The sequence below is a fragment of the Pseudomonas sp. H1_A03 genome, assembly GCF_054685145.1.
Genome location: NZ_CP162829.1, coordinates 990283 through 1005447 on the forward strand (window position 1 = coordinate 990283; position 15165 = coordinate 1005447).

The window sequence follows — 15165 nt, forward strand, 5'->3', positions numbered from 1 at the left end:
CGACATGTTCATAAGAGAACATGCAATTGCTCTGATTTCCTGTGTTTGCAGATAAGAGGCGATGCTATTTTCGGTAACGAAACTGTAACATTCGCATCCGCAGTCAAAACAAGAAATCTGGAGCTCTTGAATGTTTGCTTTCTTTCGTCCTGCCGCACATCAGGCGCCCCTGCCTGAAGAAAAAATAGACAGTACCTACCGACGCCTGCGCTGGCAGATCTTCGCCGGTATCTTCATCGGCTATGCCGGGTACTACCTGCTGCGCAAAAACTTCTCCCTGGCCATGCCCTACTTGATCGACGAGGGTTACACCCGTGGTGAACTGGGCCTGGCGATGTCGGCCATCGCGATCGCCTACGGCCTGTCCAAGTTCCTCATGGGCCTGGTGTCCGACCGTTCCAACCCGCGCTATTTCCTGCCCTTCGGCTTGCTGGTTTCAGCTGGGGTCATGTTCATTTTCGGTTTCGCACCTTGGGCGACGTCCAGCGTGACCATGATGTTCATTTTGCTGTTCATCAACGGCTGGGCTCAAGGCATGGGCTGGCCGCCCAGTGGACGGACCATGGTGCACTGGTGGTCGCAGAAAGAACGCGGCGGCGTGGTGTCGGTATGGAACGTGGCGCACAACGTCGGCGGCGGCCTGATCGGCCCGCTGTTCCTGCTGGGCATGGCCTGGTTCAACGACTGGCACGCAGCGTTCTATGTACCGGCGACGGTGGCATTGGCAGTGGCGGCGTTTGCCTTCATCACCATGCGCGACACCCCGCAATCGGTCGGCCTGCCGCCGATCGAGAAGTACAAGAACGACTACCCGGAAGGCTACGACGCGAGCCACGAAGAAGAATTCAGCGCCAAGGAAATCTTCGTCAAGTACGTGCTGCGCAACAAAATGCTGTGGTACATCGCCTTCGCCAACGTGTTCGTCTACCTGCTGCGCTACGGCGTACTGGACTGGGCGCCGACCTACTTGAAAGAAGCCAAGCACTTCACGGTCGACAAATCGTCCTGGGCGTACTTCTTCTATGAGTGGGCAGGTATCCCGGGCACGCTGCTGTGCGGCTGGATGTCGGACAAGATCTTCCGTGGCAACCGTGGCCTGACCGGTATCGTGTTCATGGCACTGGTGACCGTGGCGACCCTGGTGTACTGGCTCAACCCGCCGGGCAACCCGATGGTCGACATGATCGCGCTGGTCTCCATCGGCTTCCTGATCTACGGCCCGGTAATGCTGATCGGCCTGCAGGCGCTGGAGTTGGCACCGAAGAAAGCCGCCGGCACCGCGGCGGGCTTCACTGGTTTGTTCGGTTACCTGGGGGGGTCGGTAGCAGCGAGTGCGGCCATGGGCTACACCGTGGACCACTTCGGCTGGGACGGTGGTTTTGTGCTGCTGATCGGCGCGTGCGTGTTGGCGATCGCCTTCCTGATCCCAACGTTGTGGCACACCAACAGCGTCAGCTCGGCGCGTTAACCGCCGCCTGAGCAATCCTTTGCACAACGCTTGAGCCGCGCCTCCAGGTTTTTATCTGGCATGGCGTGGCTACGCAGGGCGTTGACGGTCTGCTCGACATAATCGCGAGTCGTGCCGTAACGCCCGCAAGCGCTTTGCAGCACGTGGTTCAGCACGATATCTGGCAAGTTGCCGGCGTAGCTGGGCAAGTGCCGCTCCAACACAAACCCCAATGCCTGCACCGTGCTGCCATCTTCCAGGCGACAGCTGAGCCAGTGCGGCCGGTAAGAGGGGTAAGGCATCTCGCGCTGCCACAAGGCGTAAAGCGAGGCCTCCAGCTGATCTTCCGGCAAGCGGTAGGCAAACCCGCTGCAAGAGCCGCCGCGATCCAGACCAAAGACCAAACCTGGTAATTCCGGCGTACCCCGGTGCTCGTGGGACCACAAGTAAAGACCCCGGTGATAACCATGGACCCGTGCCCGCATGCGCTCGGTCGACGAGCATTCAGGGCGCCAGATCAGCGAACCATACGCAAATAGCCAGACCGGCCCACCCTTATGCCGGGCCATGGTGGCCTGCATCGAGCTCATCAATTGTTCGTGAGTGAGTTGCGGCCCAAGATCGAGACGCGGAGGGTAAGCCAATTGCAAAAGATCAGTTTCAATGGCGGTCATGGCGAAAAGCGGTACGCCTCCTATGTATTACCAGTTGTAAGCAACTCTACCGTAATAAAACCCGCAGCAATAAGCCGCCCGTCTCAGATATAGCTTAAGGACATTTGCCTGAGACACTAAATACCGTAAGCGAATAAGTACGGATATAAGCGCCACTGCCATTCGTCAGCATTACCCGTGCCAATCCCGTCGCTTTCAGCCCCGGTTCAGCCTGGGCACCCGCCAACCCATCAAAATAGCGCACACATCACGACCCACTTAGCCGCCCACCAAATCGACTATCGAGGTCGCACCCATGAAAAGATTCCGACTGCCTGGCCTGTTGTTCCTGGCCCAGGCCACCACCGCACTGGCTGGCGAAACACTCGCGAGCGAGGACGACAAAGGCTTCTGGTACGCGCAGACCAGCGTCTACACCCGGCATTTCGCGCCCGACCCGGAGCACAACAACAACCAGGACCTGATCGGCCTGGAGCGCAACGAAGCGTCAGGTTTTGTGTATGGCGGGGCGACATTTCGCAATTCGTTCAGGCAGCGCTCGTATTACGCGTACGCGGGCAAGCGCTACGATATGGCGAACTATCCGGTGTATTTGAAGCTGACCGGCGGAGCGATCCAGGGTTATCGCGGCAAGTACCGTGACAAGATCCCATTGAATCGTTACGGCGTGGCGCCGGTGATCATTCCCTCAGTGGGTACGCATTATGGGCCCGTGGCGGCGGAGGTGGTGTTGCTGGGGTTCAATGCGGCGATGGTGACGACTGGATTACGATTCTGACCGCAACGCAAAATACTGTGGGAGCTGGCTTGCTTGCGATAGCGGTGTGTCAGCCACCTATTTGCAACTGATACACCGCTATCGCAGGCAAGCCAGCTCCCACATTAGATTCCGGTCAGATCAGGGCCGGGGGGCGTAGGCGAACACATCGGCACGCATCTGGTGCGCATCCATACCGGCATCCACCAGCGCGTCCAGGGTGCCGTAGATCATGGCCGGTGAACCGCTGGCGTAGACATGCACCGACTTGAGGTCGGTGATGTCTTCGCACACCGCTTCATGCAACAACCCACAGCGCCCTTCCCAACCACACAAGTCGCTGACGACTTTGTGCAGGAACAGGTTGGGCAGTTGCAGCCACTGGTCCCAATGCTCAATGTCGTAGAAATCTTCCGGGCGACGTACGCCCCAGTACAGGTGCACCGGGTGCTTGAAGCCAGAGGCGCGGCAATGTTCGATCAGGCTGTGCATCTGCGCCATGCCGGTACCGGCGGCGATCAATACCAGCGGCCCATCCGGCAGCTCGGCCAAGTGGGTGTCACCAAAGGGCATTTCGATCCGAGCCATCTGGTTGCGCTGCAGTTGCTCCAACAGGGTGCGCGCACTGTCCTCGCGGACCAGCACATGCAGCTCCAGCTCGCGTCCAGCATGGGGTGCCGACGCCAGGGAGAATGCCGATTTCTCGCCATTGTCGCGCTCGATCATCAAGTATTGCCCGGCGTGGTAACGCACCGCCTTGCCAGCCGGCGCGCGCAGGCGCACGCGCCATACATCGCCACCGACTTCTACGCATTCACTCAATTGGCACGACAACTTGCGCAATGGCAACTCTCCCGGCGCCAGCACGCCATCCCACAGCACAATGCAATCTTCCAACGGCTCGGCGATGCAGGTGTAGAACTCCCCGTGGTCGCGCACCTCACCGGCTTGCTGCACCCGACCTTCCACCAGCAGCGCGGCACACACGTGGCATACGCCGTTGCGGCAGGCCTGAGGGCAGTCGTAGCCCAGGCGGCGAGCGCCTTCGAGGATTCGCTCACCAGGGACTAGCTCCAGCACGGCGCCGGAAGGTTGCAGGGTTACACGCATCAATCTATTCCCAATTCTTTCCAGATCGCATCGACACGGGCGGTGACGGCTTCATCCTTGACGATTACCCGGCCCCATTCGCGGGTGGTTTCACCCGGCCATTTGTGGGTGGCGTCCAGGCCCATCTTCGAACCCAGGCCCGACACTGGCGAGGCGAAATCGAGGTAGTCGATCGGCGTGTTGTCGATCATCACCGTATCGCGCTTGGGGTCCATGCGCGTGGTGATGGCCCAGATCACGTCGTTCCAATCGCGGGCATTGATGTCGTCGTCGGTGACAATAACGAACTTGGTGTACATGAACTGTCGCAAAAACGACCACACACCGAGCATTACCCGCTTGGCATGGCCTGGGTACGACTTCTTCATGGTCACGATGGCCATGCGGTACGAGCAGCCTTCCGGCGGCAGGTAGAAGTCGGTGATCTCCGGGAATTGCTTTTGGAGGATCGGCACGAACACTTCGTTCAGCGCCACACCCAAAATAGCCGGCTCATCTGGCGGACGGCCGGTGTAGGTGCTGTGGTAGATCGGCTTGATCCGATGAGTGATGCGCTCGACGGTGAACACCGGGAAGCTGTCGACTTCGTTGTAATAGCCAGTGTGGTCGCCGTACGGCCCTTCATCGGCCATCTCGCCCGGATGAATCACGCCTTCGAGGATGATTTCGGCAGTGGCCGGCACTTGCAGGTCGTTGCCACGGCACTTCACCAGTTCGGTGCGGTTGCCGCGCAGCAGGCCGGCGAACGCATATTCGGAGAGGCTGTCCGGCACCGGGGTCACGGCGCCGAGGATGGTGGCCGGGTCGGCACCCAGGGCCACGGAAACCGGGAACGGCTTGCCGGGGTGCTTTTCACACCACTCGCGGAAGTCCAGGGCGCCGCCACGGTGGCTCAACCAACGCATGATCACCTTGTTGCGGCCGATCACTTGCTGACGGTAGATACCGAGGTTCTGGCGGTCTTTGTTCGGGCCTTTGGTGACGGTCAGGCCCCAGGTGATCAGCGGGCCAACGTCGCCTGGCCAACAGGTCTGCACGGGCAGCATGCCGAGGTCGACGTCATCGCCTTCGATGACGACTTCCTGGCACACCGCGTCCTTGACCACCTTTGGAGCCATGGCAATGATCTTGCGGAAGATTGGCAGCTTCGACCAGGCATCCTTCAGCCCCTTGGGCGGCTCGGGCTCCTTGAGGAAGGCCAGCAGCTTGCCGATCTCGCGCAGTTCGCTGACCGCCTCGGCACCCATGCCAAACGCCACGCGTTCAGGCGTGCCGAACAGGTTGCCGAGCACCGGGATATCAAAGCCGGTCGGGTTCTCGAACAGCAGCGCCGGACCCTTGTTGCGTAGGGTACGGTCGCAAATCTCAGTCATTTCCAGCACCGGGGAAATCGGCATCTGGATACGTTTCAACTCTCCGCGCTGCTCAAGTTGCTGCACGAAATCCCGAAGATCCTTGAATTTCATTAACCATGCCACCCGTAAAATAGGCGTACATCCTACCTGCTATGACGGCGGCTGGCAGCTTATCGCGGTGCATTTGGGTACAGAGAATGCTTAAAAAACCGACGAAAAAAAATGGCGCCCCTGAGGGCGCCATTCTTTCGGACCTGAAACGTCGTATTACTTACGCTTCATCGACAAGAAGAACTCGTCGTTGGTCTTGGTAGCTTTCAGCTTGTCGATCAGGAACTCGATGGCGGCGACTTCGTCCATCGGGTGCAGCAGCTTGCGCAGGATCCACATGCGCTGCAGTTCGTCGTCGGCGGTCAGCAACTCTTCGCGGCGGGTGCCGGAACGGTTGATGTTGATCGCCGGGAACACGCGTTTTTCCGCGATGCGACGGTCCAGGGGCAGTTCCATGTTGCCGGTACCCTTGAACTCTTCGTAGATCACTTCGTCCATCTTCGAGCCGGTTTCAACCAGCGCGGTGGCGATAATGGTCAGCGAGCCGCCTTCTTCGATGTTCCGCGCGGCGCCGAAGAAACGCTTCGGTTTCTCCAGGGCGTGGGCATCGACACCACCGGTCAATACCTTGCCGGAGCTCGGGATCACGGTGTTGTAGGCACGGGCCAGACGGGTGATGGAGTCGAGCAGGATCACCACGTCTTTCTTGTGTTCGACCAGGCGCTTGGCCTTCTCGATCACCATTTCGGCAACCTGCACGTGGCGGGTTGGCGGCTCATCGAACGTAGAGGCAACCACTTCGCCGCGCACGGTGCGCTGCATTTCGGTTACTTCTTCCGGACGCTCATCGATCAGCAATACGATCAGGTGAACTTCTGGATTGTTACGTGCGATGTTCGCTGCAATGTTCTGCAGCATGATGGTCTTACCGGCTTTCGGCGGTGCGACGATCAGGCCACGCTGGCCTTTGCCGATCGGGGCGCACAGGTCGATCACACGACCGGTCAAGTCTTCGGTGGAACCGTTACCGGCTTCCATCTTCATGCGCACGGTCGGGAACAGAGGGGTCAGGTTCTCGAAGAGAATCTTGTTTTTCGCGTTCTCTGGACGATCGAAGTTGATCGTGTCGACCTTGAGCAGGGCGAAATAACGCTCGCCTTCCTTAGGAGGGCGGATCTTGCCAACGATGGTGTCACCGGTGCGCAAGTTGAAGCGACGGATCTGGCTCGGCGAGACATAGATATCGTCTGGGCCGGCAAGATAGGAGGCGTCTGCAGAGCGGAGGAAGCCGAAGCCGTCCTGGAGAATCTCCAGCACGCCATCACCGGAGATTTCCTCGCCGCTTTTCGCGTGCTTCTTGAGCAGGGAGAAAATCACGTCCTGCTTGCGCGAACGGGCCATATTTTCTATGCCCATTTCTTCGGCCAGTTGGAGCAGGTCGGTAATCGGCTTTTGCTTGAGTTCAGTCAGATTCATATAGGAATGACGTAATCATTTATGGAGGGGGGAAATTAAGCTTTTGGCTTAATGAGGCCGCGCCGCAGAGAAGGCGACAGGATCGCGTACTAATCGAAAAGGAATGCGTCGGCGACGGCTTGCAGGGGGCAGTGGAGAAACCAGTGCGGGGCCGAATGTACCACCTGAATTTCGGAGCGTCTAGCCCTGTTTTACGAAAAAGCCCCGCGATTTGCGGGGCTTTTTTGACGACGCTTAGATGTTCGCGTCGAGGAAAGCTTGCAGCTGAGACTTCGACAGCGCGCCTACTTTAGTGGCTTCGACGTTGCCGTTCTTGAACAGCATCAGGGTCGGAATACCACGCACGCCGTGCTTGGCCGGGGTTTCCTGGTTGTCGTCGATGTTCAGCTTGGCAATGGTCAGCTTGCCTTCGTAAGTGGTTGCAATGTCGTCCAGGACTGGAGCGATCATTTTGCAAGGGCCGCACCACTCAGCCCAGTAGTCAACCAGCACCGGGCCTTGAGCCTTGAGTACTTCGGCCTCAAAGGTCGCGTCGGTGACGTGCTTGATAAGATCGTTGCTCATGGATGTCTCCGGATTGTAAGCAAAAAAAACGTGGCCCATCATAGCCGCCCTTCCCCCGTTCAGGAAGCCGCCTCTGATTGAGTCTTGCTATGGTGCCGCATGAGTTTGGGTATCGCCCCACTCAGGGGGTTACGGGAGTCACGAAAGCGATGCCCGTGCGCAACGCCGCATTGCGCACGTGTTCCTGCATGGTTTTCTGCGCCGCCGCACTGGCGCGCCGGGCCAGGGCACGCACTATCCTGCGGTGCTCCTGCCAGGTTTCCATGGCCCGCTCCGGCCGGATGAACGGTAGTTTCTGGCTCTCCAGGAACACTTCGGCACTCGCACTCAAAATACTCACCATCGCCTGATTACCACTGGCCAGCAGGATGCGTTGGTGAAATTCGAAGTCCAGCCTGGCAGCCGCCTCGAAGTCTCCGGCCTTGAGCACCTTGCGCATGGCCTCGACGTTGTCCTCCAGGCTGTCCAGCTCATCGAGGGTCAAGGTCACCGCCGCCAACCCCGCTGCAAAGCCTTCAAGGGCGTAGCGCAACTGGAAGATATCCAGCGGCGTGGCCTGTGCCGCGAACGGCCAGGCAAACCCCGGCGACTCGTCAGCAGCCTGTACAAACACGCCCTTGCCCGGCTGCACATTGACCACGCCCAAGGCGCTCAGGGACGACAACGCCTCGCGCAACGACGCCCGGCTCACGCCCAACTGCAGCGCAAGATCGCGCTGGGACGGCAAGGCATCGCCCGGCCCGAAGCCTTGCTCCTTGATCAGTTTGCGGATGGCCTGCAGGGCCGCTTCCGGTACGGCTTGGGCGATGGAATTCATAGAAAACTCAATGTTCCAGTCAACTGAGCGGCTAGTTGTAAAGCTATTCGGGGCGGGCGGCAAGCCACGCCCCAAAGGGGCTCGCCAGGTTTTACCGGCGCTCGAAAAGGGTGCGAAACGCCGAGTCACTGTTCAGACCAGTAAGACCACGGAAGCTCAACAAATCCCGGCCTCGCAGACGATTCCAGAGGTAATGGCATGGGCTGTGCACTGAGCAAATCCAGAAAATTCCTTCGCCCTTCTCGGAGAGTTGCCATGACCAAGCGCTACAGCGCCCTGCTTACTGCCCTGTTTGCCAGCCTGATGCTGAGCCAGGCACCCGCCCAGGCCAATGGTCTGGACGACATCGTTGCCCGTGGCACCCTCAAGGTCGCCGTGCCCCAGGACTTCCCGCCGTTCGGCTCGGTCGGCCCCGACATGAAGCCGCGTGGCCTGGACATCGACACCGCCAAGCTGCTGGCCGACCAACTCAAGGTCAAGCTGGAACTGACCCCGGTCAACAGCACCAACCGTATCCCGTTCCTCACCACCGGTAAGGTCGACCTGGTGATTTCCAGCCTGGGTAAAAACGCCGAGCGCGAAAAGGTCATCGACTTCTCCAAGGCCTACGCACCGTTCTACCTGGCTGTGTTCGGTCCGCCTGATGCCGCCGTCAGTACCCTGGACGATCTCAAGGGCAAGACCATCAGCGTGACCCGTGGCGCTATCGAAGACATCGAGCTGACTGCCGTCGCGCCCAAAGAGGCGACCATCAAGCGCTTCGAAGACAACAACTCGACCATCGCCGCCTACCTGGCCGGCCAGGTCGACCTGATCGCCAGCGGCAACGTGGTGATGGTGGCGATCAGCGAACGCAACCCGAAACGCGTGCCTGCACTGAAAGTGAAGCTCAAGGACTCGCCGGTGTACGTGGGCGTGAACAAGAACGAGCCGGCGCTGCTGGAGAAGGTCAACCAGATCCTGGTCGCTGCTAAAGCCGATGGCAGCCTGGAAAAGAACGCGATGCAGTGGCTCAAAGAACCATTGCCTGCCGACCTCTAAAAGCGGAGCTGATTCATGGCGTATCAATTCGACTTTTTGCCGGTGCTGGCCAATACCGACCTGCTGTTGCGCGGTGCGCTGTTCACCCTTGAACTGACAGCCATTGGCGCGATTCTCGGCGTAGCGTTGGGCACCGTAGGCGCGGTGGTGCGGGCCTGGAAGATCCAGCCGTTTGCGTGGTTCTTCGGTGTGTACGTCGAGTTGATCCGCAACACGCCGTTTCTGGTGCAGTTGTTCTTCATCTTCTTCGGCCTGCCGTCCCTGGGACTGAAGATCACCGAATGGCAAGCCGCCGTACTGGCGATGGTGATCAACCTGGGGGCCTATTCCACCGAGATCATCCGCGCCGGCATCCAGGCGATTCCACGCGGGCAGTTGGAAGCTGCCGCAGCGCTGGCGATGACACGCTTCGAAGCGTTCCGCCACGTGGTGCTGCTGCCGGCGCTGGGCAAGGTGTGGCCGGCCCTGAGCAGCCAGATCATCATTGTGATGCTCGGTTCGGCAGTGTGTTCACAGATCGCCACTGAAGAGCTGAGCTTCGCCGCCAACTTTATCCAGTCGCGCAATTTCCGCGCTTTTGAAACCTATGCCCTGACCACCTTGGTGTACCTGTGCATGGCGCTGATGATTCGCCAGTTGCTCAACTGGATCGGCCGCCGGTTTGTGATGAGGAACAGCCGATGAGTGATTTCTCTTTCTGGGACATCGTGCGCAACCTGCTCACGGGCCTGCAATGGACGCTGTTGCTGTCGCTGGTGGCGTTTGTGGGTGGCGGCGTGATCGGCTTGCTGGTGATGACCATGCGCATCAGCCGCAAGGCGTTCCCGCGCAACGTTGCGCGCACCTATATCGAACTGTTCCAGGGCACGCCGCTGCTGATGCAGTTGTTCCTGGTGTTTTTCGGCGTTGCTCTGCTGGGTGTGGATATCTCGCCCTGGCTCGCGGCGGCAATCGCCCTGACCTTGTTTACCAGCGCCTACCTGGCTGAAATCTGGCGCGGCTGCGTCGACTCCATCGCCCACGGGCAATGGGAAGCGTCGGCCAGCCTGGCGCTCAACCCGCTTGAACAACTGCGCTACGTGATCCTGCCCCAAGCCCTGCGCATCGCCGTGGCGCCCACCGTGGGCTTCTCGGTGCAGGTGGTCAAAGGCACCGCCGTGACCTCGATCATCGGCTTTACCGAACTGACCAAGACCGGCGGCATGCTCGCCAATGCCACCTTCGAGCCCTTCATGGTCTACGGCCTGGTAGCGCTTGGTTACTTTTTGCTCTGCTACCCCCTATCCCTCAGTGCGCGCTACCTGGAAAGGAGACTGCATGCCTCTGCTTAGAATTTCCGCCCTGCATAAGTATTACGGCGATCACCACGTACTCAAGGGCATCGACCTGACCGTTGAAGAAGGCCAGGTGGTGGCGATCATCGGTCGCAGCGGCTCGGGTAAATCCACACTACTGCGCACCCTCAACGGCCTGGAATCGATCAACGACGGCGTGATTGAAGTCGACGGCGAATACCTCGACGCCGCCCGCGCTGACCTGCGCAGCCTGCGGCAGAAAGTCGGCATGGTGTTCCAGCAGTTCAACCTGTTCCCGCACCTGACCGTCGGCGAAAACGTGATGCTCGCGCCGCAAGTCGTCCAAAAAGTGCCCAAGGCCAAGGCTGCGCTGCTGGCCAAGCAAATGCTGGAGCGCGTCGGGCTGGGGGAGAAATTCGACGCCTTCCCCGATCGCCTGTCCGGCGGACAGCAGCAACGTGTGGCGATTGCCCGCGCACTGGCGATGTCGCCCAAGGTGCTGCTGTGCGATGAAATCACCTCGGCCCTCGACCCAGAACTGGTCAATGAGGTGCTCAGTGTGGTGCGCCAACTGGCCAAGGACGGCATGACCCTGATCATGGTGACCCACGAGATGCGCTTTGCGCGGGAAGTCGGCGACAAGCTGGTGTTCATGCACCAGGGCAAGGTGCATGAAGTGGGTGACCCAAAGCAGCTGTTCGCCAACCCGCAAACTGCCGAACTGGCCAACTTCATCGGCTCTACGGAACAGTAGGACTGACCAGTACGAATTGGCCATGCCCCTCCAGCAGCACCTCCCGGCGCACCGAGAGGGCATCGGCGGGCAAGTGAACCTCAACCTCTACCTGGGCCGTCAACCGGCGGCCCATCATTGGCACACCGGCTGCGCTCGCAACCAATGTGCGGCCAGGTAACAGCCGCCCGTCAGCCGTTTCATCGGTTTGCCACGCCACCGGCCTGCCGTCGACCTGAGCCCGCCTCAGGCTCAACATGAAGCGTCCTTGTCGGCCAAACTGAAAACCCTGGGCATCGGCAGGCGCACCACTGAAGCGCAATGCCATTGCCGCCGGGTTGGCGCAGAGCACGCTTAGGTGCAGCGTACGCTGCGTATCCAGCCTCAGCGTCGAGCGACCGGACGACGTTTGCGAGGGACGAATTACCCCGTAATCGACCCGGGGCTCGCTCAAGGTCATCCGGCAGTCTTCAGCCCGCGCCTGGTTCACCAGCAGGGCGACTACCACCAGACACACGCCAGCGGCACGCGGGCCGTACATCCGTTCAGCGAACATGGCATACCACGGGTGCGGTGTCGTAGAGTTGGTCATCGTCAGGCTCTTGCTCCGGGTTGACTTGCAGCAGGCAGGATTGCGAATCCGGCAATGAAACCTTCAGGGTTTGCGGCCCATCAATGTTGCTGAGGAAAATCATGCCCTCACCCACCACGCTGGTTACAAAGTTGTTGTCCTGGCCAAACACAGCAGCCCCTTGAGGCAAGGGCCGACCTTGTTCATCCTGAGCTTCAAGCAACAGGCGACGGACTTTCACCACATCAAAGTTGAGGATGTTGACTGAGCCACGACCAGCGGCGAGCACCTTGGTCCCGTTCTTCAAGTCGACGCGCTTGGGCAGCGACTGGGTCTGTACCTGCAGATGGTTGTTGCTGTAGGCCTGCAGCCCGGGGATCACCGCCTGGCCGCTGAAATCCGTCCATACCGGCCCTTGGGCCGTGGAGACCTTGGCCTTAGCAATATCGCCCACCGAGACGATGCCAAACGTGTCCTGCACTGCATACGGCGAGAACGTCACGCCGTGTTCATGAGCGACGATGCCGCCTTGCAGTTGCCCGGAATAGCTGGTGCTTGACGGATCACGGCTGGCACCGAGGCTCACGCGGGTATAAAGCGGCAATACGTCCACCCGGCCGCGCACGCTCTGCTCCCGCTCGTTCACGTCTCGATCAACACCGACCTCGTAGTTCACATAGTCGTTGACCCGCTCGCTTAGAGCGGTACCCGCATCCAGTCGGTCGCCTCGACGACTGACGTAAGAACTGACTCGGCGATCACCGCCCAGGGGCACCGTGACCTGCAGCCTGAGGGAGGTGTCTTCGTCCAGCCGGTCGTCGCGTCGGCCACCCGCAACCGCGTCACGGCGTCGAGGCCTGGCCCCACCGACCTGGGCGTCGGCGATCAGCGCCACCCCCACACCGTTAAACGTATTGTTCCACGAGGCAAAGAGGTGATCGGCGGACTGCCCGTCAAACTGCGAGCTACGCGTGAAACTGATGGAAAAACCACCCACAAACGGATCCGCCCAGCTTAAACCTGCCGTGTACTGGCGCTTGAAACGCGCATCGAAGTCGTACCCACGCGACGCCTGGCCTGCGTCCAGCACCTCCCGATAGCCTCGGCTTTGCGTAGAGGCGCTCAGGTTCATGTCGAGGTTGGCGAACAACGGGCTGCCCACAGAGAGTGTGCTGCGTGCGCCCCCTACGCCATCTTGGCCATCACGGGACAGGTTGTGGCGCATGCCCACCGTCATTTGATGGAAAAACACACTGCTCAGTGAGCCACCTGCCGACTGATACTCGTCGGTACTCAGCAAACCGAAACCCAGTGACGCGTTCTGGCCCAGCCCCCAGGTGCCGCTGCCCATGGCAACAACGGGCGCTTCCCGGCTGTCGAAGGACGTGTCACGCACCTTGCCGACGGAAAAGTAATACCCCGGCGTAACAGGAGCCCCACCTCGAAAGGACGCAGCGGGTACGACAAAACTGCGCTTTGCGCCCCGCACGTCAATCACGCTCACATCGAGGTCGCTGGTGCTGTTGAGCAACGGTAATCCGGTGAGCCTGAACGGCCCCTCCGGTACCAGCGTGGTATGGATCAATGCACCCGACTGACGCACCTCGACCCGTGACTGGCTTTGGGCCAGCCCTTCAACCACTACCTCGCTGCTGCCCCCGCCCGCGCGTTGTTGACCATCCGGAAAAAACTGCAAGCCAGCCAGTTGTACCCCGCCAAATATAGGGTTGTTGCTGGAAATCTGCCCGACCTGGAAAGTCGACTGCAACGCCGCGATATCACGCTGGGCGTAGGCGTCCACCTGCTCGGTTCGCGTCTGGCCATTGTCAGAGATAAAAAACTGGCGGCTACGAACAATCCAGTTACCCAGATTGAACCCTGCCTCGGTATAGGCCGATACAAAGCGACTTGGCCCACTTCGCGAGCGGGTATCGAAACCCAACACGTCATAGTTGAAGATGGCTGCCGCGCCGCCCTGAGAAAAATTCCCGGCCTCCCACTCTGGCGCGCGCAGGGACTGGGTCGGCACTACCAGGGTGACCTCATCGCTGCTCGGGCGCAGCCGTACCATGGTCGCCGGGTATTCCCCAACGAAATCATGGCAGGCCTGGTCAGGACTGATGCCTTCGCGTAGCACACGGGAGGGTGTGACCAGACCCGCCTTCGCCAGTAACGCCTCGGTGAAGCACAACTGGCCCTGGTAATCGAACCGCGCGTCCACCAACCCCAGCGGGGTGCCATTGACCCGCAGCCCGACCACATGCACACCTTCGCGAAAGCGCGCCGCGCTGCGAAAGTATTCGGACACCTGCGGGTCGATCCCAAGGGTTGTCAACGCGGCCAGGTCAAAACCTTCTCCGAGCTCCAAGGCCGCGCTGGAGCCTGGCAACCCCCACAGCGTCGCGAGCCCCAGCAAGACCCTGGAACGCGCCTGTAATACCTTGCCAGGCGCGCTTTTGGCAGAGCGACCTGAGTGCCTGATCTTTTTCATAGGCTCGTCAGTCCGCATCTGCCGTAACGGGTGCGCGGTAGCTGTCCACCGTAAACCCGTAGACCGTGGCCGGTTGAATCTCCACCGCGACCACTCCCGCCACTGAGTCGTCCGTCACGACTGTGAGCACTTCACCCGGCAGAATGTAGGTACGCGGTAACTTTCCCAGACGCGCCAGCGGATGCAGTTGGACTTCGAGTGCCATCCGCACAACGTAAGCGCTGTTGTTATAAGCCTTTATCTGGTCACCTTCGCGCTTCCAGGTGAGCAACTGCCACGGCGCATCGTGCTTGGGCAGGCCTTTGGGATGCAGGATCAACGGCAGGTTCTGGCGCAGGGTGATACCAATGGTCGCACCGCCGGGCGTGCGAGCCTGGGGGATACCTTCAAAGGAGACTCGCTTCAGGCGTTGGGTCTTGAGCGGTGCCTTCGCGGTCATGATGAAGCGTACAAGTTGAGTGTCGCCCGACTCGACCCGAGTAATGGGCGGCGTAACGATCAATAAGGATTCCAAATCTTCTGGTATGTTTTGTATGACCGAATGCAATAACGCCGCGCCAGGATCAGTGTTTTTTATATTAAGTGTCGCTTCACCGTCCTCTTCATTCAAAATCACAACTGTTGTCTCGGGTTGCATCCCGTCAGCTACTGCCATACCACACAAGCAAAGGCACACGCTTATATACCGTAGAAACGCCATCACTATTATTGAAAGAGCCTTCACTGAGTTTCCTCACAGCCATAAAGCCAACAATTAACGAACACCCACGCAAAAACAGCCGA

General features: G+C 59.8%; 15 protein-coding genes. 6 read left to right on the plus strand and 9 right to left on the minus strand.

Annotation, left to right across the window (positions count from 1 at the left end; all coding sequences use genetic code 11):
• Window positions 1-130: 130 nt before the first annotated feature.
• Window positions 131-1468, plus strand: a complete 1338-nt coding sequence (gene glpT, locus AB4O35_RS04705; RefSeq protein ID WP_065874444.1) for a glycerol-3-phosphate transporter — start codon at window positions 131-133, stop codon at window positions 1466-1468.
• Here glpT and AB4O35_RS04710 read toward each other — a convergent pair.
• A complete protein-coding gene (locus AB4O35_RS04710) occupies window positions 1465-2121 on the minus strand; it encodes a gamma-glutamylcyclotransferase (RefSeq protein ID WP_065874445.1) in 657 nt (218 codons plus the stop codon). The genes glpT and AB4O35_RS04710 overlap by 4 nt on opposite strands.
• A gap of 295 nt (window positions 2122-2416) precedes the next feature.
• On the opposite strand from AB4O35_RS04710, the gene AB4O35_RS04715 reads away from it, so the two are divergent.
• The gene (locus AB4O35_RS04715; RefSeq protein WP_065874446.1) at window positions 2417-2899 is read left to right on the plus strand and encodes a sn-glycerol-3-phosphate transporter; all 483 of its coding nucleotides are present in this window, start codon (window positions 2417-2419) and stop codon (window positions 2897-2899) included.
• Between the two features lie 120 nt (window positions 2900-3019).
• Here the strand turns inward: AB4O35_RS04715 and AB4O35_RS04720 are convergent, their stop codons facing one another.
• The 5 genes from AB4O35_RS04720 to AB4O35_RS04740 all read right to left on the minus strand — a co-directional run bounded on the left by AB4O35_RS04720 (window position 3020) and on the right by AB4O35_RS04740 (window position 8251).
• Window positions 3020-3988, minus strand: coding sequence for a CDP-6-deoxy-delta-3,4-glucoseen reductase (locus AB4O35_RS04720; protein WP_065874447.1), 969 nt, complete (start codon window positions 3986-3988; stop codon window positions 3020-3022).
• Window positions 3988-5454, minus strand: a complete 1467-nt coding sequence (gene ubiD / locus AB4O35_RS04725) for a 4-hydroxy-3-polyprenylbenzoate decarboxylase (protein ID WP_049711003.1) — start codon at window positions 5452-5454, stop codon at window positions 3988-3990. The genes AB4O35_RS04720 and ubiD overlap by 1 nt, the downstream gene beginning before the upstream one ends.
• A 156-nt stretch (window positions 5455-5610) precedes the next feature.
• A complete protein-coding gene (rho, locus tag AB4O35_RS04730) occupies window positions 5611-6870 on the minus strand; it encodes a transcription termination factor Rho (protein WP_048729328.1) in 1260 nt (419 codons plus the stop codon).
• A 234-nt stretch (window positions 6871-7104) separates the two neighbouring features.
• A complete protein-coding gene (gene trxA, locus AB4O35_RS04735) occupies window positions 7105-7434 on the minus strand; it encodes a thioredoxin TrxA (protein ID WP_003213989.1) in 330 nt (109 codons plus the stop codon).
• 121 nt (window positions 7435-7555) lie between these two features.
• Window positions 7556-8251, minus strand: a complete 696-nt coding sequence (locus AB4O35_RS04740) for a FadR/GntR family transcriptional regulator (protein ID WP_065880232.1) — start codon at window positions 8249-8251, stop codon at window positions 7556-7558.
• 255 nt (window positions 8252-8506) lie between these two features.
• On the opposite strand from AB4O35_RS04740, the gene AB4O35_RS04745 reads away from it, so the two are divergent.
• The 4 genes from AB4O35_RS04745 to AB4O35_RS04760 are packed head-to-tail and all read left to right on the plus strand — an operon-like array spanning window position 8507 to window position 11341.
• Complete coding sequence (locus AB4O35_RS04745) at window positions 8507-9292, plus strand: transporter substrate-binding domain-containing protein (protein WP_065874450.1); 786 nt, start codon at window positions 8507-8509, stop codon at window positions 9290-9292.
• Window positions 9293-9307: 15 nt separating this feature from the next.
• On the plus strand, window positions 9308-9976 hold the full coding sequence (locus AB4O35_RS04750) for an amino acid ABC transporter permease (protein WP_065874451.1): 669 nt from the start codon (window positions 9308-9310) through the stop codon (window positions 9974-9976).
• Window positions 9973-10623 (plus strand): amino acid ABC transporter permease, encoded by a 651-nt coding sequence (locus AB4O35_RS04755; protein WP_065880234.1) that lies wholly within the window; start codon window positions 9973-9975, stop codon window positions 10621-10623. Before AB4O35_RS04750 ends, AB4O35_RS04755 begins: the two co-directional genes overlap by 4 nt.
• Entirely contained in the window at window positions 10610-11341 is a 732-nt protein-coding gene (locus AB4O35_RS04760) for an amino acid ABC transporter ATP-binding protein (protein WP_065874453.1), read from the plus strand. The genes AB4O35_RS04755 and AB4O35_RS04760 overlap by 14 nt, the downstream gene beginning before the upstream one ends.
• Here AB4O35_RS04760 and AB4O35_RS04765 read toward each other — a convergent pair.
• Genes AB4O35_RS04765 through AB4O35_RS04775 form a run of 3 tightly spaced genes read right to left on the minus strand, consistent with a single transcriptional unit; the run spans window position 11328 to window position 15082 of the window.
• On the minus strand, window positions 11328-11861 hold the full coding sequence (locus tag AB4O35_RS04765; protein WP_065874458.1) for a DUF1120 domain-containing protein: 534 nt from the start codon (window positions 11859-11861) through the stop codon (window positions 11328-11330). The genes AB4O35_RS04760 and AB4O35_RS04765 overlap by 14 nt on opposite strands.
• A 4-nt stretch (window positions 11862-11865) precedes the next feature.
• Window positions 11866-14382 carry a fimbria/pilus outer membrane usher protein gene (locus tag AB4O35_RS04770; protein ID WP_065880235.1) on the minus strand — a complete coding sequence of 839 codons (2517 nt, stop codon included), beginning with the start codon at window positions 14380-14382 and terminating at the stop codon, window positions 11866-11868.
• Between the two features lie 7 nt (window positions 14383-14389).
• Entirely contained in the window at window positions 14390-15082 is a 693-nt protein-coding gene (locus AB4O35_RS04775; RefSeq protein WP_083207167.1) for a fimbria/pilus chaperone family protein, read from the minus strand.
• Window positions 15083-15165: the final 83 nt, after the last annotated feature.